Below are 24,447 nucleotides of genomic sequence, written 5' to 3'. Positions count from 1 at the left end.
GGTTGAAATAAAAAATGTATACAAAAATTATCTTCTTTCAGATATGGTTGTCTTTTTCTATCATGTGGTTTGGGGATATCGGTATGCAGTCTATACTCAAAGACTTTAGCTTTAGTGCAGTGACAGCGGGACTTGTCGCGGTTCTGATCGGTTTTGCTAGTTCTGTTGCAATTGTTTTTCAGGCAGCAAAAGCAGCAGGTGCAGACGCTCATGTCATCGTGTCTTGGATTATGGCGCTAGGTTTAGGTATGGGGTTTACCTGTTTTATGCTTTCTTTATGGTATAAAGCGCCTGTTATTACTGCTTGGTCAACTCCTGGAGCGGCTTTATTAGCAACCAGTTTAGGAAGTATCAGCTATGCGGATGTCATTGGTGTTTTTGTTTTTGCAGGTGTACTGACTCTATTGACAGGCGTTTCCGGGGTATTTGAAAAGTTTATGCGGATAGTGCCTGTCCCCATTGCTTCGGCGATGCTTGCTGGTGTGTTGTTTGAGTTTGGTTTAGGCATCTTTACCTCTCTTAAAAGCGATCCTTATTTGGTTGCCATCATGATAGCCACTTATTTGCTTGTTAAATTGATTTTGCCTAGATATGTTGTGCTAGCGGTGTTAATCGTCGGTACCGTCTATGCCTTAGTGAGAACCCATGGCACTTTATTGGCAAATGTTCCTCTTGGTATAGGGCAGTTCGTTTGGGTTTGGCCGCAATGGAATCTTAGTGCTTTAATCGGCGTTGGTGTGCCACTATTTATTGTCACTATGACATCACAAAACATTCCTGGTGTGACCGTCATGAGAATCAACCGTTATGATACACCTGTTTCTCCCCTGATTAGTTGGACAGGATTCACTTCGATTCTCTTAGCTCCATTAGGAGGATTTGCCTTTAACTTAGCAGCCATTACTGCTGCCATTTGTTCGGGGGATGAGTGCCATAAAGACCCTAAGCGTCGTTATATTGCTGGTTTATCCGCTGGAGTTTTTTATATAGCGGCTGGATTAGCTGGAACCTCAGTGGTTGCTCTTTTTGCTGCTTTCCCTCAAGCAATGGTTGCCGCATTAGCCGGTATTGCATTACTTGGAACGATTGCGATGAATCTAAAGAGTGCTATGTCTGATGATACATGTAGAGAACCAGCGTTAGTTACCTTTTTGGTCACGGCATCTGGTGTCTCTTTCTTTGGGATCGCTTCAGCCTTTTGGGGGATTGTTCTAGGTGCCGTCTTTCTGTTGGCATTTAAGGTTTTCAAAAAATGATAAGTCAAGGCGAGTGTGATTGTGCTTTCAGAGAAAATAAAAGACGATATTCTTAACAATGTACTGCCTAAGGGAGTACCTCTGAGGCAGGTTGAGTTATCAAAACGCTATGGTGTGAGTAGAATACCAATACGAGACTCGTTACTCGCATTAAAAGCAGAGGGCTGGCTTGTTCCGCATGGTAAAGCCGGCCTGATGGTGCCTAATTTACATTGGAAAGAAGCAGAAGAACTGTATTTAATGCGATCACAATTAGAGGTTCTTCTTTTGTCATTTGCGTTTGATTTTATTAGGCAAAAAGATGTAACAAATGCACATAAGATTTTAGTGGCCCTTGAACAAGATGAGATAACCTTAATTGAGAAGGGAAATTTAAATTGGCTTTTTCATGAAATTTTATATCTGCCTGCCGATAAGCAAAGCATACATAAGACAGTGTCCTGCATTAATCAACAAGTGACACGTTATATTGGCTTTCAATATGGGCCGATGGGGTATAAAAGTCAAAGCCAACAAGATCATTATGAGCTACTGGAATTGATTCGGTTAAAAAAGAAGTCTGCCGCGCTCTCTTTGTTAAAACAGCACATTGAAGAAGCCGGTGAGGAATTGACAAGGTTCTTAAAGTCAATAGATTGATAGGTATGAAGTGAATAAAGACGCTATTAAAAAGACAAGCGCCCAAGCTTTTACATCTTACGCGAATTATTCAGCGTTGGTTGCTGATGAGTTTGAAAACTCTCGAAAATCGGTTAAGCAAATGTTAACGACGATCGGTATCGGTCAGATCGATCAAACCGCAACGGGTAAAGGTGTGATTGATGCGTGCCGAGCCAAAAAATACGATCTGATTTTATGTGACTTTCGCTTGGGCACAGGTAAAAATGGTCTGCAAGTTCTAGATGAGCTGCGACAATTAGATTTGATCAAACCATCCGCTTTTTTTGTCATCATTTCCGCTGAAACAAGTCGTGATATTGTGTTTGGCATTTTGGAGTCTTCACCAGATGATTACCTTGGAAAGCCTTTTACAGAGGGGGTGCTAAGTAAGCGAATAGAGCGCCTATTTGCCCAAAATGTTGAGTTAGAAGACATAAAAAAGGCGATTTCGAATAAGCAATATGAAACAGTTGTGACGCTTTGTAGTGCGCATATTCAACACGAAGGTCGTTATTCTCCTTGGTGCAAACGTACCCTCATTGATGCCTATTTAGAATTAAAGTCATGGGAAAAGCTGACAGAGTTATGTGAAGAAACATTAGCTGTGCGGGATATAGACTGGGCTTTGCTGGGGTTGGTTCGTATGCATGTTGTCAAGGAAGATTGGAATAAAGCGATTAAATCAGCCCAGACCTTGGTTCAAAAGTTTCCACAGTGCATTCAAGCTTATGACCTACTCGCACTAAGCTTTGAAAAAAAAGGGATGCATACTCAGGCACAAGAGGTGTTAGAGTCTGCCTTAAAAATCTCTCCGCTTCGTCATGAACGTCAGCAAAAAATGGTTGATATCAGTTTGGAGAATGGTGACTCACAAAGTGCCGTCAAAGCGAGTCAACAAACGCTTAAGCTTGTGACAAACACTATTAATGAATCCCCTGAACAGTATTTTCAATTGGCTGAAATTTTATCAGAAGCGGCAACAGAGTTAACCGGATCGGATAAAAAAAGAATGGCAGCAGAAGCCTTGGCGGCCCTCACTAAGGTTTCTAAAAAATATACGAATGATCATGAAATTCGTATCAAAAAGGCACTGTCTGAAAGTCGTATCTATGCTCGACAAGGGCAAACAAAACTACGTGATGACACATTGGCTTCTGCAAAAAAACTAATCGAACAATCACCCGAGGCAAATACAATCGATGTTCGCATTCAATTAGGTAAATCGCTTTATTTAGCAGGAAGAGAAGAAGAAGCTAAACAAGAATGGAAAGAATTAGCGGCCAATAATACGCTAACAAGCGATCAATCTAAAGCCATGTCAGATTTCTTAGATGAGCCCATTCCAATAGGGGCAAGAGGTAAGGCGAAAGCGATTAATGGCAGCGGCTTGGCCGCTTATGCGCAAAATGATTTTGATCAAGCCATTGAACTATTTGAAGAGGCAATAAAAATTTCCCCCCATCATCCAGGGCTTAATATGAATTATATCCAAGCTGCTCTAAAAAAGATGGGAAAAAAAACGACGGATGGATTTTTATTAGCAGAATGTAAACAAGCCTTAACGAGAGCGGGTCATATCACATCGACTCATAAGCAGTATTCTCGTTATATTAAGTTGAAAAAGCTAATTTCAAAAAGTGAGTGATTATGGGCATGAACGACGTAGAAACAAAAAACGAGTTTTATCATGTGATGGATGCGTCTATCCAAGATATGAAAAACTCTCTAAATTTGCTACAGCATACGCTTGAAAAAATGCCAACGGACGATAAAGGGATTTCATTAGATGAGGTAGAGGCAAAGACATTGCACTACGAAGTCACTCGGTTACAAAATAGCACCGAGCAGCTTTATAGTCTTTACTTGCTTGAAAATGACAAATTGAGTTTGCAGCTGAAGGAAGTGTATATACTTGAGTTGATTGAAGAAAGAATGATTTCTCATGCCGCACTCTTATCACGATTTAACGTACAAGTTGACTTTGATATCGATGAACAAATATACGTTTATAGTGATCCAGCAATGCTTTCTCAGGTGTTAGATATTGCGCTGGTTAACGCGGCTCGATATACCAATAATCGTATTTATATCAAGGTTTCTCCTGTTGAAAATGGTGCCATTATTACGGTGGAAGATAATGGTCAAGGGTATCCTGATTTTGTTTTAGAAGATTTTTCGAATGTGATAAACGAAAAAGAATTGGCCAATTTAACGAATCAAATGTTGGCTTGGTATTTTTGTCATAGTATCGCGCATATGCACCATAGCAAAAAAGTAAAAGGCTGGGTGAAGTTGGATAATGATGGTCAGTTAGGTGGAAGCCGTTTCCAGATTTTTATTCCCTGAGGTGGCTTTTTAATGGGTAGTCCTTCCTACTTTGACCTTTAACGACTTAAGCACACGTGCCACTAAGTTTTTACTTATGTGGCTAGAGGCCCAGTTTATTGAGGTAGATAAATGGCCAAACGGGCGCCTTTTAGGGTTGGCGAGCGTTCTTTTTTCAAGAAGCCAGATTTACCTTTACTGATGTGGGCACTGGCTGAGAGCTGCGCAAAATAGAGGCCAAGTCCCGTGTTGGATTCGACTAAATCTTCCTCTTCACTGTTATCAAACCCATGTCCGTCGTCATCAATGCCAATAATAAGATAGCCATCTTCTATGCTAGCATTGATTTCTATTGTACTGCGAGCAAACCGCAGAGCATTATAGACGGCGGTTCCCACGACGGCAGTCATCAACCTTTCATCGAATACACCCATTAGGTTTTCGGGGCATGCGTATGTTAGCTTGAGATTCTTCGCATTTGCAGAGCTGAGTAACGCAAAGACTTGATCGTCTAAAAATTCATCAATAGAAAAGGTATCTACATGAAGCTGATATCCATCCGAGGCCAGTTTATATAAGTAAAGGTATTCCACCCACTCATCGTTGAGTTTTTTTAAAGATTCCTCGATTATCGTAATTTTTTTATTTTTGCTATCACTTTCAGGAATGGACTCTTTGAGCCCTTGAAGCTGATACAGAAGCGTGCCAACCTGATTTTTACTCTCGTGAATGGCGCTTGCTAAGATAGTGCTAATGTCCATTTTCTTCATTTTTTTCCCCAAAAGCGGCGTGATAATGAGTAAGTTGTTGATCGGTTGGTGCTGTTGCCTCACCAGACTCTGCTTCCTGTTGCCAAAGTTTCAAAAAGCCCTTTGCTGTTATCAAGTCTTTCTCTAGTAACGCTAATTCTAGCTGATAAGAATAGGTTTTTGCCCTGGTATCTGACTCTTCAAAAAAATAACGGTGTATTTTCTTAAGTGTAATATTAAATTGCTCTTTTTGTCTGCTTTGTAGCGGTGTGGACTCTGCGAGCTTGATGATAGATTCAATGTGGCGAAGATAAACATCCGATGTATTGTAGCAAGAGTGCCTGGCGAGAAACACAGCGCGTCGAAAAGCCGATTCAGCCGTTAAATAATCACCGATGGTAAAGCTTAGCTCGCCAAGGTGGATTTGTCTCAATAAATTTTTGGGCGATCGTTGCAGGGCCTCTATTAGAATGGATTGCGCCTCATGATATTTTTTTTGTGCGGTTTTTATTTTTGCTAACCAATCATAAGCACTAACAAAAAAACGATTATCAAGCATCAATTGTCGAAATTTGTTTTCGGATTTATCGAGCATCCCCATATAGAAGCAAGCCTTGGCTTCGCCAAAGAGAGCCCATGGCATTTTTCTGTCCTTCAAGATGTTACTAAACAAGGCTAGAGCTTGCTCGTACTGCTCTTTTTCTATCAGGCAATCACCGATAACTCGCTGACATTTTCCCTCTAATGAAGGGTGTTGTTCCATAACCTGTTTAGCCTCTTCCATCGCTTTATCGTAGTCTTTCTGATCCAAGGCTCTATTGACTTTATAGAGGCGGTTTTTCATTTCTAACAGTTTGCTTAAGCGGCGCTGCAAAACCGCTTGCGAAAATGGCTTGGTGATGTAGCCATCAGGTTGAAATTCAATGGCTCCCATTACCATTTCGATAGAGGTTTCCGCCGTTACCATAAGATAGGTTGCGGTATTAGGAATGAGGTTGGAATGTCGGACTTCTTCTAACAGCTGCTGACCATCTTTACCGTTACCAAGATTGTAATCCGATAAAATAACATCAAAAGATTGTGTTTTTAGTAGCTCCATAGCGGTTTCTGCTTTCATCGCTATTTCAATGTGACGAAAGCCAAAATCGCTTAGCATTTTCTTTTGCATGATGCGCGCTTCTGCCATATCTTCTATAAGCAAAGCTTTTTTACTTGCAAAATCGCTACTATCCATACCCGGACCCGTTTTGTCTAAAGAGTTAAAGAAATGATTTATTTGGGTCTACTTCTAGCGTCTCAGAAAATATCTCCTCTTCATCTGATGTCTGTTGTGGGATAGCATAAGACTCACTGGCCCATTCTCCTAGATCAATTAATTTACACTTCGCACTGCAAAATGGGCGATCAACGTTATCTGTGCTCCATTCTATTTTTTTTCGGCAAGTAGGGCATGCGATCATAGTCATTTTTAATACTCGTTCTCTTATAATAGCTCTAAAATTCGATTATGTAATTGTTCGACTTTTTTACTCAAATCATTGATGTCATTGCTATCATTCTTAATGATGAGATCCGCTTTTTTTAAACGCTCTTCGTTAGTCAACTGGCTTGCTAGGATGCTATCTATCTGTCCTGGGGATACGCTATCCCTTGCTAATACTCTTTCCTTTTGTGTTTGCGCGGAAGTGTCTACAGCTATCGTCAATTGGCAGATAGTATTTTGTTTCGTCTCAAATAAAAGTGGATGAACCAATAATACATAGGCCGAAGTTGCATGAGCCAATTTCGTTGTAAGGCTATCGCGAATAATTGGATGGGTTAAAGATTCAAGCCAAAGCTTCTCTTTAGGCTGTTTGAAAATAATGTCGCGAAGGGCTTTGCGATCCAAACTGCCATCTTGTTGTAATATTTTTTTGCCAAAATGCTTCTGAATCTCATTGAGACAATAGGATCCCACAGTAACAACATCACGGGCAACGTCATCGGCATCAACACTTTGTATTCCAAGTCGGTTAAAAAAAACCGCAATAGTGGATTTACCAGAGCCTATGCCACCAGCAAGGCCAACAATAGGTGTTTTTTTTTCTACAGTCATAAATTCAAATAATAGTAGTGGATGATCCCTGAAAGAAACAAAAACGGTCCAAAAGGAATCGGTTCATTGTTTTTTTCGTGGTACAGTGAAATATACAATATCCCCATTAAACTAGCATAGAGTAACAGCGTAGTTAAATGTAATACTCCTAGCCAAGCTCCAAGCGTCGCCAGAAGTTTCACATCTCCCAGCCCAATGGCTTCAATATTTCTAAGCTTTAAGTACCCCCAACGTAGTAGGTAAAGAGCACTATACCCCACAATCATACCAAGAACTGTATTTTCCAATGCATCAGAGTGAATGCCTAGGAATAAGGCGGCAGCGAGAGCAATTAAGCAGCATTCATCAGGAATGAGTTGATGCTGATAGTCGATAATGGCTGCCGTAAATAGGGAACATATCAAGAGACTATTAAGTGCCAATGTCATTAGATCATGGCATGTTAATAAAAGTGGCAAACAAATGCACAAACAAGCACTTTCTATCAAAACATAGAGTGGCGAAATCCTCATGTGGCAATGACGACAGCGTCCTTGTAACAAGCAATAGCTCAGAATGGGGATTAAGTCTTTCCAAGGAAGAGGGGAATAGCAGCTCTCACACCGAGAACGTCCATCCGATATGCCTTTTGGCATTGTGGATTCAAAAGGAATGCCTAACGTATTATGCGCTTCTTTTTGCCACAAATACTCACTTAGGCGTGGCCAGCGAATGGTAAATAAAGCTGCAAAGCTGCCAATACAAAGAATAATAAGAACAAATGAAACAACTTGGCTTGGGGTGAAAGGCATTTAGGGAATCTCTAATAACGGTCTATAAAGTGATAACAAAGAAGAGGTAACAAAGCCGCCTGCAATGATCAGACATAAAGCAGGAATGACTTTTTCATATAAAGATACGGCTTTCGACCATTTTTTGGTGTGTTGGAGTGTTGCCAGCTTTAACGCTCGCTCTATGCTGCCCCCTTGTGAAGTAGATTGCAATGCAACATTTGCTTCATTGGGAAACCACCCCATTGGGAAGCTTTGTTGGTAGTCTTGTCCAAGTTTTAACTTGTAATAGACCATTAAAATATCACGCTTTATGCCGTTGTGTTCAAAGTAACGGGGCATTGAATAAAGTGCTTGCTGTAGAGGATAACCTGTTTTACGCGTGGTCTCTAAAAGGGCAAATAATTTCGCAAGGCGAAAATGTGGATTCAGTTTTTCAAATAGGTTGCAAGCATTGCCATTGCCTAGGCTAATGGCAACACTAGCCTGTATCAGACTGGTGAGAGCATATATACTTCCCGCCAACGTAATATCAAGTAGATGATGATCTGTCGCTTTGCTCAAGAAGAGCGTGTGGAGTATTTTCATGATGAGAGAAATTTGAATAATACAAAAAGGATAGGCAATGCTTTTCAATAGCCGATTTGACCAGTTTAACAGCGTTTCTAGTTGCAAAATCGACACGGATAACCCTTGTTCCAAGTCCTCTCTAGAGCCGTCAGGACGGATCAGTTTGCAATAAGCTTGGGCGTGAGCAGTACTAAGACTCGAAATGATTCGATTAAAGTCGGTGCCCTTTTTCATTTCCTCTAGAATGGCTTGACAGTTTTTGGATAGGTGAGAGTCACTGGTTATCTGCGATAGATTGTCTATTGCTTGATTAAGTTGAAACCCTGACTGCAGCGCACTTTGCAGCTCCTGATAGAACGCCAATAAGCGCTTGTAGTTAAATTTTTGGGGTTGCCAAACGCTCCACTTAACTCGCAAAGTACCACGGTTAATAAGAAAAAGTTGTAAGTCTTTTTCTGAGTCAAAAAAATGGTACTGTTTTTCTTCTTTTTGATGCTGAATTTTATACCAAGGCATCGCCATCACTATGTATATTGGATTTATTGTAGACACACCAGAATTTAGGTGAGGACACTAAAGTTTGATAATCTGGGGGCAAGGTGTCTCGCCATGTTGGAGCAATGGCGGTGAATAATGCGTGTTGACTGTCTTTTTGATAACTCATGTTTTGATGGATGATCAAACGAACAGAACTAACAAATGAGAAAAAATCTACATTCCAGTTATGACATCTATAAACCGCGTCTAACGCCGAGTTGGTATGTAATGTTGCTAAGACCAAGTGACCTGTTAAAGCGGCTGTTAAAGCAAGGTTTGCCGTTTCGGCATCTCTTATTTCGCCGACCATAATGACATCTGGATCTTGTCGTAACAACGATTTGAGTAAAGTCGTTGGATGTTGACCAATGTTTGGGTTTGGTTCGCATTGGTAGACATTCGGGATCTCGTGCTCTACGGGGTCTTCTATAGTAAAGAGTGTTTTATTTCCCCTTTTACTTAGGTAGTTTAGGCAAGAATAAAGTGTTGTGCTTTTCCCTGCACCAGTTGCGCCACAGGCTAAAATTAAGCCATTTCCCATATCGAGAGAGTGCTTTAAGCTCTTAAGTAATGAGGGCTGCATGCCAATTTTACCAAGATCAAAGCGACGTTTTTCAGGTAACAGCCTCAGTGCCACTTTTTCGCCTTTTACGGTAGCAATGATGCTCACTCGAACGAAGGTATCGAGCTGCTGATGAGAGAAGGTAAATTGGCCTTCTTGCGTGCGTCGTGTTTCAGATAAGTCTAAGTTAGAACGCATTTTTACTCGGTTGATAAGTGTGTTGGACGCATCTAGCTTGGTCAGCGGCGATACTTGTCCTAGGTGGCGCAGAGAAACCTGAATATGTTCTTTGGTTTGCTCAATATGTATGTCTGTCGCATTAGATTGAATGGCATTAAGAAGAATCTCTTCAAGGGTCATTTAATTGCCCTCCGAAGTTGTTGCAATGCTGGTACACTTAGGGGGTAGTACCGATGCATTTAAATCGGATTCACAATGCCATTGACGATTTTCATCACGGGTATAAGTAATAGTTTGCCCTGCTTTTATCCCCGTATTTTCATTGAGTGTGATGACGATATTTCCCGTTGCTTCGCTTGGGTCTGTCACTGCAATGCTTTTGGCAATTGAATCATCAGATAGGGGCTGGACAAGTTTTTTAAAGGCTTGTTCTGCTGGAAATTTACCGTTTAGAAGAATGTATTCTTCCACTAAAGACTGATTTTGTGTGGCTAGGTTTTGAGCTTCAACCAATTTTGCCTTGGTGATTTGACGAACAAAAGTGGGGGCGCTGAATGCCGCCAAAATCGAAATGATGGCAATAACCACCATTAGCTCTAGTAGGGTAAAACCCTGTTGTTTAGTTGGGGACGTGGCCATGCTTCGCTCCTTGAAGTCTTTGGTAAATCAGAAGTTAGCATCCTGCTAACTTTTTTTGATGGCCAAATACCTTAAACGATCTGATTTAAAAAATCACCCCTTCGGCTGGTGTCGTCTTTATATACGTTGAATCTGCTATTTTGCATGCCGGAGGTGATATCAGTTTGAGGTGAAGTGACGTTGGGGGCTGAGACCTCTGAGGTGTCTGACTGGTTGCGAGTGTCGTTGACATTTGAATCCGTTAGACGGCTATTTTGAGTCGCAAGTTTTTCTTGCTGTTGCTTAGCCAGCTTTTGTCTTGCTTGCTGGATGATAGCCTGTGCTTCGGCTGCGGCTTTTCTATCGGCACCGGAAGGTTCGGCAGGAGCCAAAGCTGCACGATACACCTGCTCCATATCAGCAATGGTTTTTTCAGGATCTTGTGAAGTTGGACTAACAATGATGGAGACTTCGCCATCTGTAATGTAGCGCTGACCATCAGGGCCTTGGGTGTAAGTATAGGAAGGGGAGCCCGTTTTGGCTCCGCCAACAGAAGCATGAGCTTGCTCGTGAACTCTTACTTCTTGGTCTCGACGTTTGAGACTCTCTAATTGTTTTTCTTCCTCTGGGGTTAAATCATTGCTCTGATTTAACCCATTTTTGGTTGAGCCTTCTTTTTGTTGCTTTTGCTGTTCTTTATCGTCATTTGTTTTTTCGTTAACACGAGCAGGCTCTTTGTTGTTTTGAGACAAAGCCTGGCCCTGTTCGGACAAGCGAATCACAAAATCACTGGAAGCTTTAGCATTTACTGCATTGAGGGAAGTTTGATCATTGGTGTCATCGTGGCGTTGGTCAAACGCAGAATAGCCTGATGACGGATTGTTCATCATGGTATGACTTGAAATGGCATGAGGAAGGCTGCCAGACATGAGAGTTGACCTATAAAAGTACCAGTTTATTACGTCTTTAGAATACGAGATAGATCAAAAAATGTCCAATAAAAAGCAAGGCATCATAGCCTTGCTTTTTATTGTTTGCCGATACTATGTATAGCTTACGGTTTGTCCGCTTTAGCGGCTAAGGCCGAAGCTTGTCCAGCTTGAATCGCGGTAATCGCAATTGTATAAACAATATCATCAACCAAAGCGCCACGAGACAGGTCGTTAACGGGCTTACGAATACCTTGAAGCATTGGACCAATACTAACAACGTCAGCGCTTCGTTGAACGGCTTTGTATGTGGTATTACCCGTATTTAGGTCAGGGAAGATGAATACGGTTGCCTTGCCAGCGACTTTGCTATCCGGCGCTTTTTGTTTGGCGACTTTTTCCATAATCGCTGCATCATATTGCAGAGGGCCGTCAATCAATAGATCAGGGCGGCGCTTCTGGGCAATGGCTGTAGCTTCACGTACTTTGTCTACATCGTTACCACTACCTGATCCGCCTGTACTGTAGCTGATCATCGCGACTTTCGGAGCAATACCAAAAGCTGTGGCTGAGTCAGCACTTTGAATGGCAATTTCAGCTAATTGCTCTGCGGTTGGATCAGGGTTGATCGCGCAATCGCCATAGACCAATACTTGATCTGGTAGACACATAAAAAAGACAGAAGAAACGAGTGATGCATTGGGGGAGGTTTTCACCAGCTGGAGAGCAGGGCGAATTGTATTGGCGGTGGTGTGAACCGCTCCAGAAACCAACCCATCTACATCGTTAGCTTGCAGCATCATAGTGCCGAGTACAACGTTGTCTTCTAACTGCTCACGGGCAACAATATCTGTTAAGCCCCGGTGCTTTCTAAGCTCAACCATCGGAGCAACATAGCGTTCACGGATACTTGCTGGATCGAGAATTTCAACGCCGTGGCTAAGTTCTACACCGTTATTCTGTGCAATGCGTATAATTTCAGCTTCGTTGCCAAGCAGAGTACAGCGGGCAATTCCCCGTTCCGCGCAAATAGAAGCGGCTTGAATGGTGCGAATTTCTTCGCCTTCAGGCAGGATGATACGTTTATTTAGTGAGCGCGCTTGTTCAATTAAACGGTAACGGAACGCCGGAGGGGACAGTTTGCGTTCGTCTTGATTCATGGCAAACGAATTAATCCAATCATGGTCAATACAGCGTGCAATGTGTTCCTTTACAGTAAGAATGCGCTCTTTGTCATCAAGCGGTATCTCTTGATTGAACGATTGCATAGTGATGGCTGTTTCCCAACTGTTGGAGTCAACGGACAAAACAGGCAAACCTTTCGCCATGGCTTTACCACATAATGTCATTAAGGCTTCACTTGGCTGATAACCACCTGTTAGCACGAGGGCAGCAATTTTTGTATCGTTCAGTGCGGCAATCGCTGTCGCCATGATGATATCCGTACGATCACCTGGGGTGAAAACCAACACGCCAGGCTTTAACGCTTCTAACATGTTCTCAACACCACGAGCACATAAGGTATAGGATTGAACCCGTCGCGTTTCTAAATCTCCAGCATTGACTATTTTGGCTTGTAAAAAGTCTGCAACGTCTTTTACTCGAGGGTAGGTTAGTTCATCTGAAACAGGGATTTGACCAAGTAAACTAAAGTTGCGCTTAAAAATAGCCCGTTGAGCAAACAAGTCACCGTAGGATTTTACTCCCAAAGAGCCTGGAATCGTCTTATTAAGAATACAACCAATCACATCGGGCGCTTTAATACCACCGTAAGAACCAGCGGCGATTTCCACATGGTGCTCCAATTCATTAACGCGCATATTATTTGGCGCTGTTACTAGAACAAGTCCAGCATCCAAGGTCCGTGCAATAGCTTTGTTTAAGCGAGTGGCATAAGGGTGGCCAGGAATTTGAGCAAGACCTTCTACTATAACCGTGGAGTCGGGTTCTACACTGGCTTGGAAGCGGCCAACCACTTCTTCCATTAACTCTTCGATATTATCATTGTACAAATAGCGTTCAGCTTCATGGAGAGGGATAGGCTCGGCTGGACTAAGAGTGGAGCCTTGAGCGACCATGGCAGTGGATTTATCGGGCCCATTGTCACCCGGATGAGGCTGGGCAATCGGTTTAAAAAAACTGGCTTTCAAGCCTTGTTGTTCTAAGGCTCTGACGAGTCCAACAGAGACGGATGTTAAACCAACACCCGGCCCCGTTGGTACTGTCATCAAGACATTGGTTGACATAATTTCACTTCCTGTATCTGCGTAAGACGCACTAATTGTTAGTTGTTAATTAGACTAAAGGTATCAAGCGCGATGACTAATTCTTCGTTAGTCGGGATGATCCACACCTTTGTATTGCTATGTCTTGTATGTATTTCACTGGCCATACCGCGAGGCGCATTATTGTTTTTATCTTCGTTAATGGAAATATTGAATGCTTTTAGGTTCTGACAAATAACGTGCCGTAAATAGGATGAGTTTTCACCGATACCTCCTGTAAAAACTAGGTGATCAATACTTTCTAACGTCGTTGCAACGCTTGCTAAATACTTTGCGGTACGTGCTGCAAACATATCCAAGGCAAGCTTTGCTCGATTGTCACCAGAAACCATGGCTTCTTCCAGAGTACGGCAATCATTGGAAAGTTCCGAAATGCCTAACAAGCCACTTTTCTTATTTAAAATATCAAGCGCCTCATCGGATGAGATGTGCTCTGCCTTGCTAATAAACGAAATTAAACTTGGGTCTAAGCTTCCACAGCGTGTTCCCATCATGAGACCTTCTAGAGGGGTAATCCCCATGCTGGTATCCGATGACTTTCCTTTATTGATTGCGCAGGTACTGGCGCCATTACCCAAATGGGCAGCAAGAACACCTTGCTGATGACTTTTGGGATCCAGCTCTGCGAGACGCTGACTGATATATCGATAACTTGTTCCATGAAAACCGTATTTTCGGAAATGGTGATCTCGATACATTGCCATTGGAATAGGGTAAAGGTATTGCACTGGTTCAAGCGTTTGATGGAATGCTGTGTCAAATACCGCGACTTGAGGTAGTCCAGGAAAAATTTGCATAGCAACTTCAATACCAATGACATGTGCGGCGGTGTGAAGCGGTGCAAATTGCGAGCAATCAGCAATACCCTGAATAACGTTTTGGTCAATCAGAACAGAGTGGGTAAAGGTTTCACCACCATGTACCACACGATGCCCAATGCCCACTAAGTTTTTTTGGATGTGGGGGTGTTCTTCTAGCCAATGTTTGATCTGGGTGACGGCTTGTTTATGGCTGCTGTCTTGTAGCGCTATGACCGTTTTTTCCCCCTCAAATTTAAAGCTAATAGAACTATTATCTGATCCTAACCGTTCAGCAATGCCTTCTACTATTAATGTTTGTCCAGCATTTGACAAAATGGCAAACTTGAGTGAAGAGCTGCCACAATTAATTACTAAGATGCTGTCTGCCATTGTTACTCCTGGTGTACTCGTAAAGAAAGGTCGATTGCTTGTACATGCTTGGTGATGGCACCAATGGAGACATAGTCCACTCCCGTTTTGGCGACCATAATCAATTTCTCTTGATCCATATTGCCGGATGCTTCAAATTTGACTTTGCCTTTGTGCTGCTCGACAGCAGTTGCCATATCTTCATAAGAGAAGTTATCTAGCATGATGATGTCTGCACCTGACTCTACTGCCATTGCGACTTCATCTAAATTTTCTGTTTCAACTTCAATGGTTTTACCAGGAGCAATTTTTTTTGCCATTGCAACGGCGTTTGCAATCGAGCCAGCAGCCATGATGTGATTTTCTTTGATTAAAAAAGCGTCGTATAAACCGATACGATGATTGCTACTACCACCAACCTTTACGGCATGTTTTTGCGCTAAACGAAGACCAGGGAGGGTTTTGCGTGTGTCTAAAATGGTTAAGTTGGTGGCGGAAACATCTTGAGTATATTGTCGAGAAATTGTGGCTGTGTAGGATAAGGTTTGCAGATAATTCAAGGCAACACGTTCACCTGCTAGGATGCTTCTAGCATGTCCCTTTAATGTCAGAAAGGGCTGATTAGGCTCTAAAAAATCCCCTTCATTATTGTGCCATGTTAATGATACATGTTTTCCTAGCTGACGAAATACTTCTTCAACCCAAGCTTGTCCACACAAAACAGCGGGTTCTCTTGAAATAACGGAAGCAGTAATTTCCTGATCATCAGGAATGAGCTGGGCGGTGATGTCACCTGACCCTATATCTTCTTTTAGAGAGAAAGCAACGCTGGATTGAATGTGCTCTTTCAAATCCGCTGTAAAGGGTGTCATATTGTTTCCTTAAATAAAAACTTTGATGAAAACTTGTCATTGTAGCGCCATCATAAAGGCACGTCATGATGGTGATTATACAGGTCTTATGTGCCGTTATAGTTGGTATTTATTGTTGAATAATTTATAAGTAAGGAGTATATAGCATTGTCTCCCATCTAAGGGGCCTTCTTAAGGCTTATTAAAACGCCTTATAAGCAATTGTTTAAAGCTTGCAACAGTCTGTTTAACACGCAGTTTAGTTTATGAAGATGACCATACCTCCATCTCTACACTGTTTAAATCTCCATTGAAAGGGGGATTTAAGTATAAAAAATAAGCAATTAGCCCCGAGATTCATAAAATTTATGGCTATGATGTCTTGCGTGAATGTTAACGATAAATATGTTGATTTTAAAGGTCTGAGCTTGTTTTTTTACACGTAAGTATTGATTTAGGTTTGTTGAATTATGCATTTTTATGGGGTATCCGATGCCGATATGCTTGCTACACTCTAGGCTATTTTGGCATTCAGTGTTAACCTAACGGTTGATTTTGCAGTGTTTATAGAAAATCAGAGCCTCGAAATCGTTTTATCGCTAAGACGGTTTCTCGGATCAGCGGCCGTGTTTGAGAGAAAAATGCCACTCATTACATGGTTTGCTAGCAAGAATTTTTATGCTTTTTATGGTGTCTTGAACAACGAGACGTAATGTCCACAAAAAGCGAACAGCAGACTTGAAAAAACAAGTCTATTTGGAAACGAACTCAGTGATATTTTTGGTGATCGAAAGCATAGGTAGTGTCTCCAAAAATAACAAATACCTACTTAGATAAATGGAAAAACGATGCCTTCATTGCAAAAGTAAGACATCGTTTTTCTTATGTTGACTGGTTTTTGTCGCATTATTGCTATAAATTTCGCGGGTTCGTTTAAGTAGCCTCCAAGGTTAACCAATAAAATCCTTGGTAGGTTGAAGATCTGTCCTAATAGCGGGGGTTATTAACACTATGACGGAGCAGCATATCCTCGAAGATATCGATCCGATCGAAACTAAAGAATGGGTTGATGCAATCGAGTCTGTCCTTCGAGAAGAAGGGCCAGAGCGCGCACAATACATCTTGGATCGTTTAACAAAAGAGGCTGCGAAAGCAGGCACACCAATGCCAGCCTCCATTACAACGTCTTACCGAAACACAATTGCTCCTCAAAATGAGAAGACATTGCCGGGAGATTTATTTATGGAACGTCGTATTCGTTCCATAATTCGTTGGAATGCATTGGCAATGGTAATGAAAGCGAATCGTCAGGATTCAACTCTTGGTGGTCATATCACCAGTTTCTCTTCTGCCGCAACGCTTTATGACATTGGCTTTAACCACTTTTTCCGTGGGGCTGATGGCAAGCAGGAAGCGGATATGGTTTTCTTCCAAGGCCATATTTCACCAGGTATCTACGCTCGCTCTTATATAGAAGGGCGTTTAACGGATGAGCAATTGGATAATTTCCGCCGCGAAGTGGACGGTAAGGGTCTTTCCTCTTATCCTCACCCATGGTTGATGCCGGATTACTGGCAGTTCCCAACGGTGTCCATGGGACTTGGACCAATACAAGCGATTTATCAAGCACACGTTATGAAGTACCAGCATAGCCGTGGCTTGATTGATCAAGGTGACCGTAAAGTATGGGCGTTTTTAGGGGATGGTGAGTGTGACGAGCCAGAATCCCTAGGGGCAATTGCACTTGCTGGACGTGAAAAGTTAGACAACTTGATTTTCGTTATCAACTGTAACCTTCAACGTCTTGATGGCCCAGTTCGTGGTAACGGTAAAATTGTACAAGAATTGGAAGGTGTCTTCCGTGGTGCTGGCTGGAATGTCATCAAATGTTTATGGGGCCGTCATTGGGATCCATTATTCGAAAAAGACGACAAGGGCTTATTGGTTAAACGTATGGATGAGGTTTGCGATGGCGAACTTCAAAACTACAAAGCCAATGGCGGCGCTTACACTCGCGAACACTTCTTCGGTAAATACCCAGAATTGCTCGAAATGGTTAAGGACATGTCTGACGATGACATCATGAATCTTAACCGTGGTGGTCATGACCCGTATAAAGTGTATGCAGCTTATGCGGAAGCAACCTCTCATAAAGGTCAGCCTACTGTTGTCTTGGCTCAAACAGTCAAGGGCTACGGTATGTTTAAAGCGGCTGAAGCACAGAATACAGCCCACCAAACTAAGAAGCTGGATGAAGAGTCTTTGGCGCAATTCCGTGACAAGTTTGGCATTCCTATCAGTGACGAAGAACTGAAGGATTTACCTTACTACCGCCCAGCGGAAGACAGTCCAGAAATGAAATACTTACGTGCCCGCCGTAAAGAGCTGCATGGAGATTTCCCTGTTCGTCGTCGTGAGTGTGAAGCACTTGAAGTTCCATCATTGGAAGCCTTCAAATCTCAAATTGCTGGTACAAAAGGCCGTGAAATTTCGACAACCATGGCCTTTGTTCGCACTCTTAACGTCATGGTTAAAGACAAGAATATCGGTGAACGGGTAGTGCCCATCGTTGCAGACGAAGCACGTACGTTTGGTATGGAAGGTATGTTCCGTCAGCTGGGTATTTACTCATCTGAAGGTCAGCGTTATACACCACATGACCATACGCAGATCATGTATTACAAAGAAGATGCGAAAGGTCAGATCCTTCAAGAAGGGATCAACGAGCCTGGCGCATTCTCAGCGTGGCTTGCACTAGCAACCTCTTATAGCAACAGTAATCTGCCAATGATTCCTGTGTATGTCTACTACTCAATGTTTGGTTTCCAACGTATTGGTGACTTAGCTTGGGCGGCAGGGGATTCACAAGCTCGTGGATTCTTGATTGGTGCAACAGCAGGTCGAACAACGCTAAACGGTGAAGGCTTACAGCACGAGGATGGTCATTCTCATATCCAAGCTGGCTTGATTCCAAACTGTGTGTCTTACGATCCAACTTACTCATACGAAGTCGCGGTTATCGTTCAAGATGGCTTACGTCGTATGTATAAAGAGAAAGAAAGTGTTTTCTATTACTTAACAGTAATGAACGAAAACTATGCTCATGAAGACATGCCTGACGGTGTTGAAGAAGGCATCATTAAAGGTATGTATAAGCTTCATACTCATCAGAAGAAAGGCAATAAGAAACAAGTGCAACTACTTGGTTCTGGCGTGATTCTTCGTGAAGTGGAAGCGGCAGCAGAAATTCTTCTTGAAAATTACGGTGTAAATTCGGATGTTTGGAGTGTGACTTCATTCAATGAACTTCGCCGTGAGGGTCTTGATGTAAGCCGTTGGAACATGCTTCACCCTGAAAGTGAGCAACGCCAGTCTTACGTTGAAACATGTTTAGCAGATAAAGGGCCTGTTGTTGCATCAACAGACTACGTTAAATTGTTTGCTGACCAAATTCGCCCATTTGTGAAGGGTACTTATAATGTACTCGGTACAGACGGTTTTGGCCGAAGCGATACGCGTGCGAAATTGCGTCATTTCTTTGAAATTAACCGTTATTGGGTTGTCGTTTCTGCGCTGAGTGCGTTGGCAAAAGACGGTGAAATCGATGCATCTGTAGTTAGCGAAGCCATTAAGACGTTTGGTTTGGATCCAGAAAAACCAAACCCTGTTATTTGCTAATTATATAACAAGCTAGGTATCTGACTCGATAGTGATCGAGTCAGATAAATTTATCAGTTTGATGCGTCTATATGACAAAGGAGATTTCCGTGAGTACTGAAATCATTCGAGTACCGGATATTGGTGGTGCGACTGACGTCGATGTAATTGAGGTCAGCGTAAAAGTTGGCGACATTATTGAGGTCGACCAATCTATTATCGTATTAGAAACAGATAAAGCGTCTATGGACGTGCCTTCTCCTATAGCAGGTAAAATTACCTCTATTAAAGTACAAGAAGGCGATACTGTTTCCGAAGGTGATGACATTCTTGTGCTTGAAGTTGAAGCAGCTGAAGCCGCTTCTGAAGAGCCAAAGAAAGAAACACCCAAAAAAGAAGAAACTCCAACGGCAGAAGAAAAGCCTGCTCAAAAAACGACCATGTCAGCACCTTCCGAGCAAACTGTGTTTGTACCAGACATTGGTGGTGCGACGGGTGTAGACGTGATTGAAGTGTGCGTTGCAGAAGGCGATGAAGTGCAAGAAGGTGATTCCATCATCGTGCTTGAAACCGATAAAGCCTCTATGGACATACCAGCACCAGCAAGCGGTAAAGTGAAGAAGCTTTTGATTAAAGAAGGCGGTACCGTTTCTGAGGGAGATGAGATTCTTGTCTTGATGACGGAAAGCACGGCGACAACCTCGTCAGCGCCTTCCCAAGCTGAATCTGAGTCAGCGCCATCTTCTGACAAAGCCTCTGGTGAAGAGTCGTCTAATGCTACTCCTCAAGCGCAAGCTACTTCTGGCGGTGTTGAAAAAGTTGCTGTTCCTGATATTGGTGGCGCAGAAGGCGTTGATATCATTGAAGTATGTGTTGCTATTGGCGATAAGATCTCTGAAGGGGATTCCATCATCGTTCTAGAGACAGACAAAGCCTCCATGGAAATTCCATCACCAAAATCAGGCACGGTAAAATCCGTCTCTGTGAAAGAGGGTGATAAGGTTTCTGAAGGCGACGCTGTTCTTGAGATAGAAGTGGAGGGTGCTGCTGCACCAACCCCCCAAGCAGAATCACCTAAGCAAAACACGGTGTCAGAAAAAGAAACTGCGCCGAAAGCTGCGCCTCAAAAAGCGGCAGCAGCGGATCAGTCTGCGGTACTAAGTTCGCCAGCTAAAAACGTTCATGCAGGCCCTGCTGTACGTATGTTAGCTCGTGAATTGGGCGTAGATTTAACGCTTGTTCGTGCGACAGGTCCTCGTGGCCGTATCACGAAAGAAGACTTGCATGCTTATGTCAAAGCGGCTGTTCAAAAAGCTGCGTCTGCTCCTGTCGCTGGCGCGGTAACAACTGGTTCAGGTCTACCGACAGTACCAGATATGGACTTTAGCAAATTTGGCGACGTTGAAGTCGTTAAAATGAGCAAAATCCAGAAGTTGACGGCGCAAAACATGGTTCGCAACTCATTGGTTGTCCCTCATGTAACGCAGTTCGACAAAGCTGACATTACTGATCTTGAAGCTTTCCGTAAGGGGCTAAAAGGCGAAATGGAAAAACAAGGTGTGAAATTAACACCTCTTCCATTCCTTATTAAAGCGGTGGCACAAGCGATGGTTGCCAACCCCGCGTTTAATGTCTCTTTGATGTCCGACGGCGAAAGCTATGTTCAAAAACATTATGTGCATATTGGTATTGCAGTGGATTCACCCGCTGGATTGGTGGTACCTGTATTACGTGATGCGGATAAAAAATCGGTGGTTCAAATTGCTAAAGAAGCCAATGAGCTGATTAAGAAAGCTCTGGATAAGCAACTGAAAACCGCAGATATGCAGGGTGGCTGCTTCACTATCTCTAGTCTTGGGGCTATTGGCGGCACAGGTTTTACGCCTATTGTCAATGCGCCTGAAGTGGGTATTCTTGGGGTTTCTAAAGCCGATATTGAACCACGCTGGAATGGTAAAGAGTTTGAACCTCGCACTATGCTGCCTCTGTGTTTGTCTTATGATCATAGAGCAGTCAATGGTGGCGATGCAGGTCGCTTTATGACCTATCTTAACTCATTGCTTAGCGATTTACGTCGCTTAACCTTGTGATGTCGTTTCGCTAAATTCGACACTAAAAACCGCTCACTGAGCGGTTTTTTTTGTTTTTACTTTGTCGATATGTCCGTTCAAACTTCTTAGCCGACTTAATAAACCATTGCTTTATTACTAGAAGTTGTATTCTGTTCGTCGTTTTCAAAAAATTTAAGAATGTTCTCTTTTTCAAGCATGGCATCTTTATAACCAAGCTCCATCATGGCCTTACAATACTCTGGCGTGAAGAGTAAGTAGCTGGCTGCAGAACTGGCCGTTTGGGAAATAGATCCCCCCGTTGCTTTAATAAGTACTCGAATGTTTTTAGGAAGGGTGTCGATGTAATGTTCCGCAATGGCGTTTACTTCTTCTGATGGTGAAATTATCAACGTTTCTGAAGGGAGTTCGTAAGGCCCACGCTTGTCTTTCGGAATATCTTGAATTAACTGATTCATAATCTCCAGTTGATGAATGTCATCCTCAAGGTTGTCAATAAACGCACTGTTTAGTAGCTGGCCTAATATTTGCGCGACACTTGGCGCTGAGTATTCGTCGGGGAGATCGGATTGAAGGTTGGCTCGACGGTTGCCGCTGACCCCTATAATAAAGAGTTTTTTCGCTCCCATTTTAATGGCAGGGTAAATCGCCGATTTTTGTCTGATGGCACCATCTCCATAAAAGTGATTCTGAACCTTCTGGGCGGGAAAGATGCCAGGAATTGCACTGGACGCTAACAAATGTTCAGTGGTGATATTCTCGAGAATGCCACGCCGCCTGTTGTCATGCCAAGGTCCTATCATATCCGAGCCCTGCATAAAAGTAGTCGATTCCCCTGTACTGTAGCTCATGGCGGTGACCGCCAATGCAATTAAATTCCTGTTTGCAATAGCGGTATCAATGTTTGAAAAATCAAGAAAATTATCGAGAAGCTCTCTTAGCGGAGCGTTGTCCATCAAGGCTATTGGTGTTGCGTGGTTTTGTGTATGAAATAATGAAATGAGTGTTTTGGTAATCGAGGTCGCAATCGGCCAACGCCCCATATTATAGATTCTTTCCGGGGTTAAATGACGCCAGACAAAAGCTAATTTAGAAACGGCTTTGGTAAAGTTCCCTGCATTGGTGGCCAACATAGTAGCGTTAAGGGCTCCGGCGGAAGTGCCACAGAGAATTGGAAAAGGAAGCGGGCTGCCTTTTACCACCATTCTACCTATAGCGGAAAGCACGCCAACTTGGTAAGCCGCACGAGCTCCTCCCCCTGAAAGAATAAGCGCATTTTGATTCATCATAGATCAAAACCATCCTTTTTATTCTGAGTATGGCTTAAGTCGTGCTCTCAGGAAAGTCGGGAAAGAAGGTTTCCATCGTATTTTTGGATTATTTTGTAATGCAATCATCCCAGTAAGTGATTGAGTCATCATGGAAAACACTTGGCATGGCCGTTGAAACCGTCATAATAATAAGACACACTAATTCGTATCATTTTCTTAAGAGGCATTTGAGACATGGCAATTCATCCACGTGCTGGGCTGTTGGCCGAACAGGGCTCATTAGTGAATATTCCAGAACTAATGACGGCATATTTTATGGAAAAACCAAACGCTTCGGTTTCATCTCAACAGGTAAGTTTTGGTACGTCTGGACATCGTGGCAGTGCTTTCCAGTCTAGCTTTAATGAGAATCATATTTTAGCCATTAGCCAAGCCATCGCTGATTATCGACAAAGTCAGGCTATTCAAGGGCCTTTGTATTTAGGGAAAGACACTCATGCGTTATCTGAGTCAGCTTTTCAAACGGCACTAAGTGTTTTAACGGCAAACAGTATTCGGGTACGAGTGCAAACAGGCGGTGGCTTTACGCCCACACCGGTTATTTCTCATGCCATATTAACGCATAATGCCAAGGCCCCCCAGGCCGATAGAAGTGATGGTATTGTCATTACGCCATCACACAACCCACCAGAAGACGGTGGTTTTAAATATAATTCTATAAAAGGGGGCCCGGCTGACAAAGATATTACCGATTGGATTGCTAAGCGGGCCAATGCTTTGTTGGCAAGTGAACTGCTCGATGTGAAATCTTTTTCGAATGAAGAAATAGTGGCCTCAGGGCTGGTCGAAGAGTTTGATTACATTCAACATTATGTTGATGACCTTGAAAACGTAATTAATATGCCTGCGATTGCTAAGGCTGGCGTTAAAATTGGTGTTGATCCAATGGGTGGTTCAGGCATTCATTTCTGGGGCCCTATAGCGCAGAAGTATGGATTAGACATCACTGTCGTAAACAATGAAGTGGACCCAACATTTCGTTTTATGCCACTTGATAAAGATGGTCGAATTCGCATGGATTGTTCATCCCCGTATTCCATGCAGAACTTGCTGAAATTGAAAGATAATTTTGATATTGCCGTGGGCAATGATCCTGATTATGACCGCCATGGCATTGTCTGTTCAGGTTTTGGTTTGATGAACCCCAATGCCTATTTAGCGGTAGCAATTGAGTATTTGTCATCCCATCGTCCGGCTTGGTCGAAAGACATTAAGTTTGGTAAAACCCTCGTATCCAGTGGCATGATAGACAGAGTGGTCGAAGGCTTAGGCCGCCAGTTATGCGAAGTTCCTGTCGGCTTCAAGTGGTATGTTGAGGGGCTCTTTGATGGCTCGATGGCGTTTGGAGGAGAAGAGAGTGCTGGCGCTTCTTTCCTGCGTCACGATGGATCAGTTTGGACGACAGATAAGGATGGATTTATTATGGCCTTGCTGGCTGCTGAGATTTTAGCGGTGACAGGCAAAGATCCACAAACCTTATACGAAGAGCAAGTGGCTAAGTATGGTAAACCCTATTATAAACGCATTGATGTGGTCGCCACTCCTGAGCAAAAAAACATTCTTGGTGCCCTAGATAAAAAAGACGTTACGCAAACAACGCTTGCAGGTGAAGATATTGTGAGTGTATTAACTCATGCACCAGGGAATAATGCCGCCATTGGTGGTTTGAAGGTGTCGACACAAAATGGCTGGTTTGCTGCTCGCCCATCAGGAACAGAAAATGTTTATAAAATTTATTTGGAAAGCTTTATCTCAGAAGAGCATTTAGCGGAACTGGAAACAGAAGCGAAAGCCTTAGTTGACAGTGTTCTGCCTGCTTAGTGTACATAAACAA

The 24,447-nt window shown here is 42.8% G+C and carries 20 protein-coding genes; 7 read left to right on the top strand and 13 right to left on the bottom strand.

The genetic code is table 11. From position 1 onward, the window contains the following. The first annotated feature begins 83 nt into the window (after positions 1-83). The 4 genes from JHD45_RS10150 to JHD45_RS10135 are packed head-to-tail and all read left to right on the top strand — an operon-like array spanning position 84 to position 4,262. The gene (locus JHD45_RS10150) at positions 84-1,256 is read left to right on the top strand and encodes a benzoate/H(+) symporter BenE family transporter (protein ID WP_199476403.1); all 1,173 of its coding nucleotides are present in this window, start codon (positions 84-86) and stop codon (positions 1,254-1,256) included. 21 nt (positions 1,257-1,277) lie between these two features. Then, the gene (locus tag JHD45_RS22530) at positions 1,278-1,895 is read left to right on the top strand and encodes a GntR family transcriptional regulator (RefSeq protein WP_325097284.1); all 618 of its coding nucleotides are present in this window, start codon (positions 1,278-1,280) and stop codon (positions 1,893-1,895) included. Positions 1,896-1,905: 10 nt separating this feature from the next. Next, positions 1,906-3,561: a tetratricopeptide repeat protein gene (locus JHD45_RS10140; protein ID WP_199476402.1), complete on the top strand. Its 1,656-nt coding sequence runs from the start codon at positions 1,906-1,908 to the stop codon at positions 3,559-3,561. A gap of 2 nt (positions 3,562-3,563) precedes the next feature. Further along, positions 3,564-4,262 carry a sensor histidine kinase gene (locus tag JHD45_RS10135; protein ID WP_199476401.1) on the top strand — a complete coding sequence of 233 codons (699 nt, stop codon included), beginning with the start codon at positions 3,564-3,566 and terminating at the stop codon, positions 4,260-4,262. A 95-nt stretch (positions 4,263-4,357) separates the two neighbouring features. Here JHD45_RS10135 and JHD45_RS10130 read toward each other — a convergent pair whose 3' ends face one another. The 12 genes from JHD45_RS10130 to nadC all read right to left on the bottom strand — a co-directional run bounded on the left by JHD45_RS10130 (position 4,358) and on the right by nadC (position 15,577). Continuing rightward, positions 4,358-5,011: a sensor histidine kinase gene (locus JHD45_RS10130; RefSeq protein ID WP_199476400.1), complete on the bottom strand. Its 654-nt coding sequence runs from the start codon at positions 5,009-5,011 to the stop codon at positions 4,358-4,360. Beyond that, on the bottom strand, positions 4,992-6,224 hold the full coding sequence (locus JHD45_RS10125) for a response regulator (protein ID WP_199476399.1): 1,233 nt from the start codon (positions 6,222-6,224) through the stop codon (positions 4,992-4,994). The genes JHD45_RS10130 and JHD45_RS10125 overlap by 20 nt, the downstream gene beginning before the upstream one ends. Positions 6,225-6,249: 25 nt before the next feature. Beyond that, complete coding sequence (locus JHD45_RS10120) at positions 6,250-6,450, bottom strand: DNA gyrase inhibitor YacG (RefSeq protein WP_418903778.1); 201 nt, start codon at positions 6,448-6,450, stop codon at positions 6,250-6,252. 23 nt (positions 6,451-6,473) lie between these two features. After that, positions 6,474-7,085 (bottom strand): dephospho-CoA kinase, encoded by a 612-nt coding sequence (gene coaE, locus JHD45_RS10115; protein ID WP_199476397.1) that lies wholly within the window; start codon positions 7,083-7,085, stop codon positions 6,474-6,476. Next, a complete protein-coding gene (locus JHD45_RS10110; RefSeq protein ID WP_199476396.1) occupies positions 7,082-7,876 on the bottom strand; it encodes a prepilin peptidase in 795 nt (264 codons plus the stop codon). Before JHD45_RS10110 ends, coaE begins: the two co-directional genes overlap by 4 nt. Beyond that, positions 7,877-8,941 carry a type II secretion system F family protein gene (locus JHD45_RS10105; protein WP_199476395.1) on the bottom strand — a complete coding sequence of 355 codons (1,065 nt, stop codon included), beginning with the start codon at positions 8,939-8,941 and terminating at the stop codon, positions 7,877-7,879. After that, complete coding sequence (locus JHD45_RS10100) at positions 8,928-9,884, bottom strand: GspE/PulE family protein (protein ID WP_199476394.1); 957 nt, start codon at positions 9,882-9,884, stop codon at positions 8,928-8,930. Before JHD45_RS10100 ends, JHD45_RS10105 begins: the two co-directional genes overlap by 14 nt. Beyond that, positions 9,885-10,343 carry a pilin gene (locus tag JHD45_RS10095; RefSeq protein WP_199476393.1) on the bottom strand — a complete coding sequence of 153 codons (459 nt, stop codon included), beginning with the start codon at positions 10,341-10,343 and terminating at the stop codon, positions 9,885-9,887. A gap of 71 nt (positions 10,344-10,414) precedes the next feature. Continuing rightward, positions 10,415-11,251, bottom strand: coding sequence for a putative metalloprotease CJM1_0395 family protein (locus tag JHD45_RS10090; RefSeq protein WP_199476392.1), 837 nt, complete (start codon positions 11,249-11,251; stop codon positions 10,415-10,417). Between the two features lie 125 nt (positions 11,252-11,376). Further along, the gene (gene pta, locus JHD45_RS10085) at positions 11,377-13,497 is read right to left on the bottom strand and encodes a phosphate acetyltransferase (protein ID WP_199476391.1); all 2,121 of its coding nucleotides are present in this window, start codon (positions 13,495-13,497) and stop codon (positions 11,377-11,379) included. Positions 13,498-13,535: 38 nt separating this feature from the next. Then, positions 13,536-14,726 (bottom strand): acetate/propionate family kinase, encoded by a 1,191-nt coding sequence (locus JHD45_RS10080; protein WP_199476390.1) that lies wholly within the window; start codon positions 14,724-14,726, stop codon positions 13,536-13,538. Positions 14,727-14,728: 2 nt separating this feature from the next. Then, on the bottom strand, positions 14,729-15,577 hold the full coding sequence (gene nadC / locus JHD45_RS10075) for a carboxylating nicotinate-nucleotide diphosphorylase (RefSeq protein WP_199476389.1): 849 nt from the start codon (positions 15,575-15,577) through the stop codon (positions 14,729-14,731). Positions 15,578-16,567: 990 nt separating this feature from the next. Here nadC and aceE point away from each other — a divergent pair. Both aceE and aceF read left to right on the top strand, forming a co-directional pair. Beyond that, complete coding sequence (aceE, locus tag JHD45_RS10070) at positions 16,568-19,234, top strand: pyruvate dehydrogenase (acetyl-transferring), homodimeric type (RefSeq protein WP_199476388.1); 2,667 nt, start codon at positions 16,568-16,570, stop codon at positions 19,232-19,234. An 89-nt stretch (positions 19,235-19,323) separates the two neighbouring features. Then, complete coding sequence (gene aceF, locus JHD45_RS10065) at positions 19,324-21,303, top strand: dihydrolipoyllysine-residue acetyltransferase (RefSeq protein WP_199476387.1); 1,980 nt, start codon at positions 19,324-19,326, stop codon at positions 21,301-21,303. A gap of 95 nt (positions 21,304-21,398) precedes the next feature. Here aceF and JHD45_RS10060 read toward each other — a convergent pair whose 3' ends face one another. Continuing rightward, positions 21,399-22,571, bottom strand: a complete 1,173-nt coding sequence (locus JHD45_RS10060; protein WP_199476386.1) for a patatin-like phospholipase family protein — start codon at positions 22,569-22,571, stop codon at positions 21,399-21,401. Between the two features lie 216 nt (positions 22,572-22,787). Between JHD45_RS10060 and pgm the strand changes: the two genes are divergently transcribed. Then, on the top strand, positions 22,788-24,434 hold the full coding sequence (gene pgm, locus JHD45_RS10055; protein ID WP_199476385.1) for a phosphoglucomutase (alpha-D-glucose-1,6-bisphosphate-dependent): 1,647 nt from the start codon (positions 22,788-22,790) through the stop codon (positions 24,432-24,434). Positions 24,435-24,447: the final 13 nt, after the last annotated feature.

Source organism: Marinomonas spartinae, from assembly GCF_016461715.1.
Classification (GTDB): domain Bacteria; phylum Pseudomonadota; class Gammaproteobacteria; order Pseudomonadales; family Marinomonadaceae; genus Marinomonas; species Marinomonas spartinae_A.
Note: the sequence above shows the minus strand (reverse complement) of the source record. Positions and strands in the feature narration are given on the sequence as shown.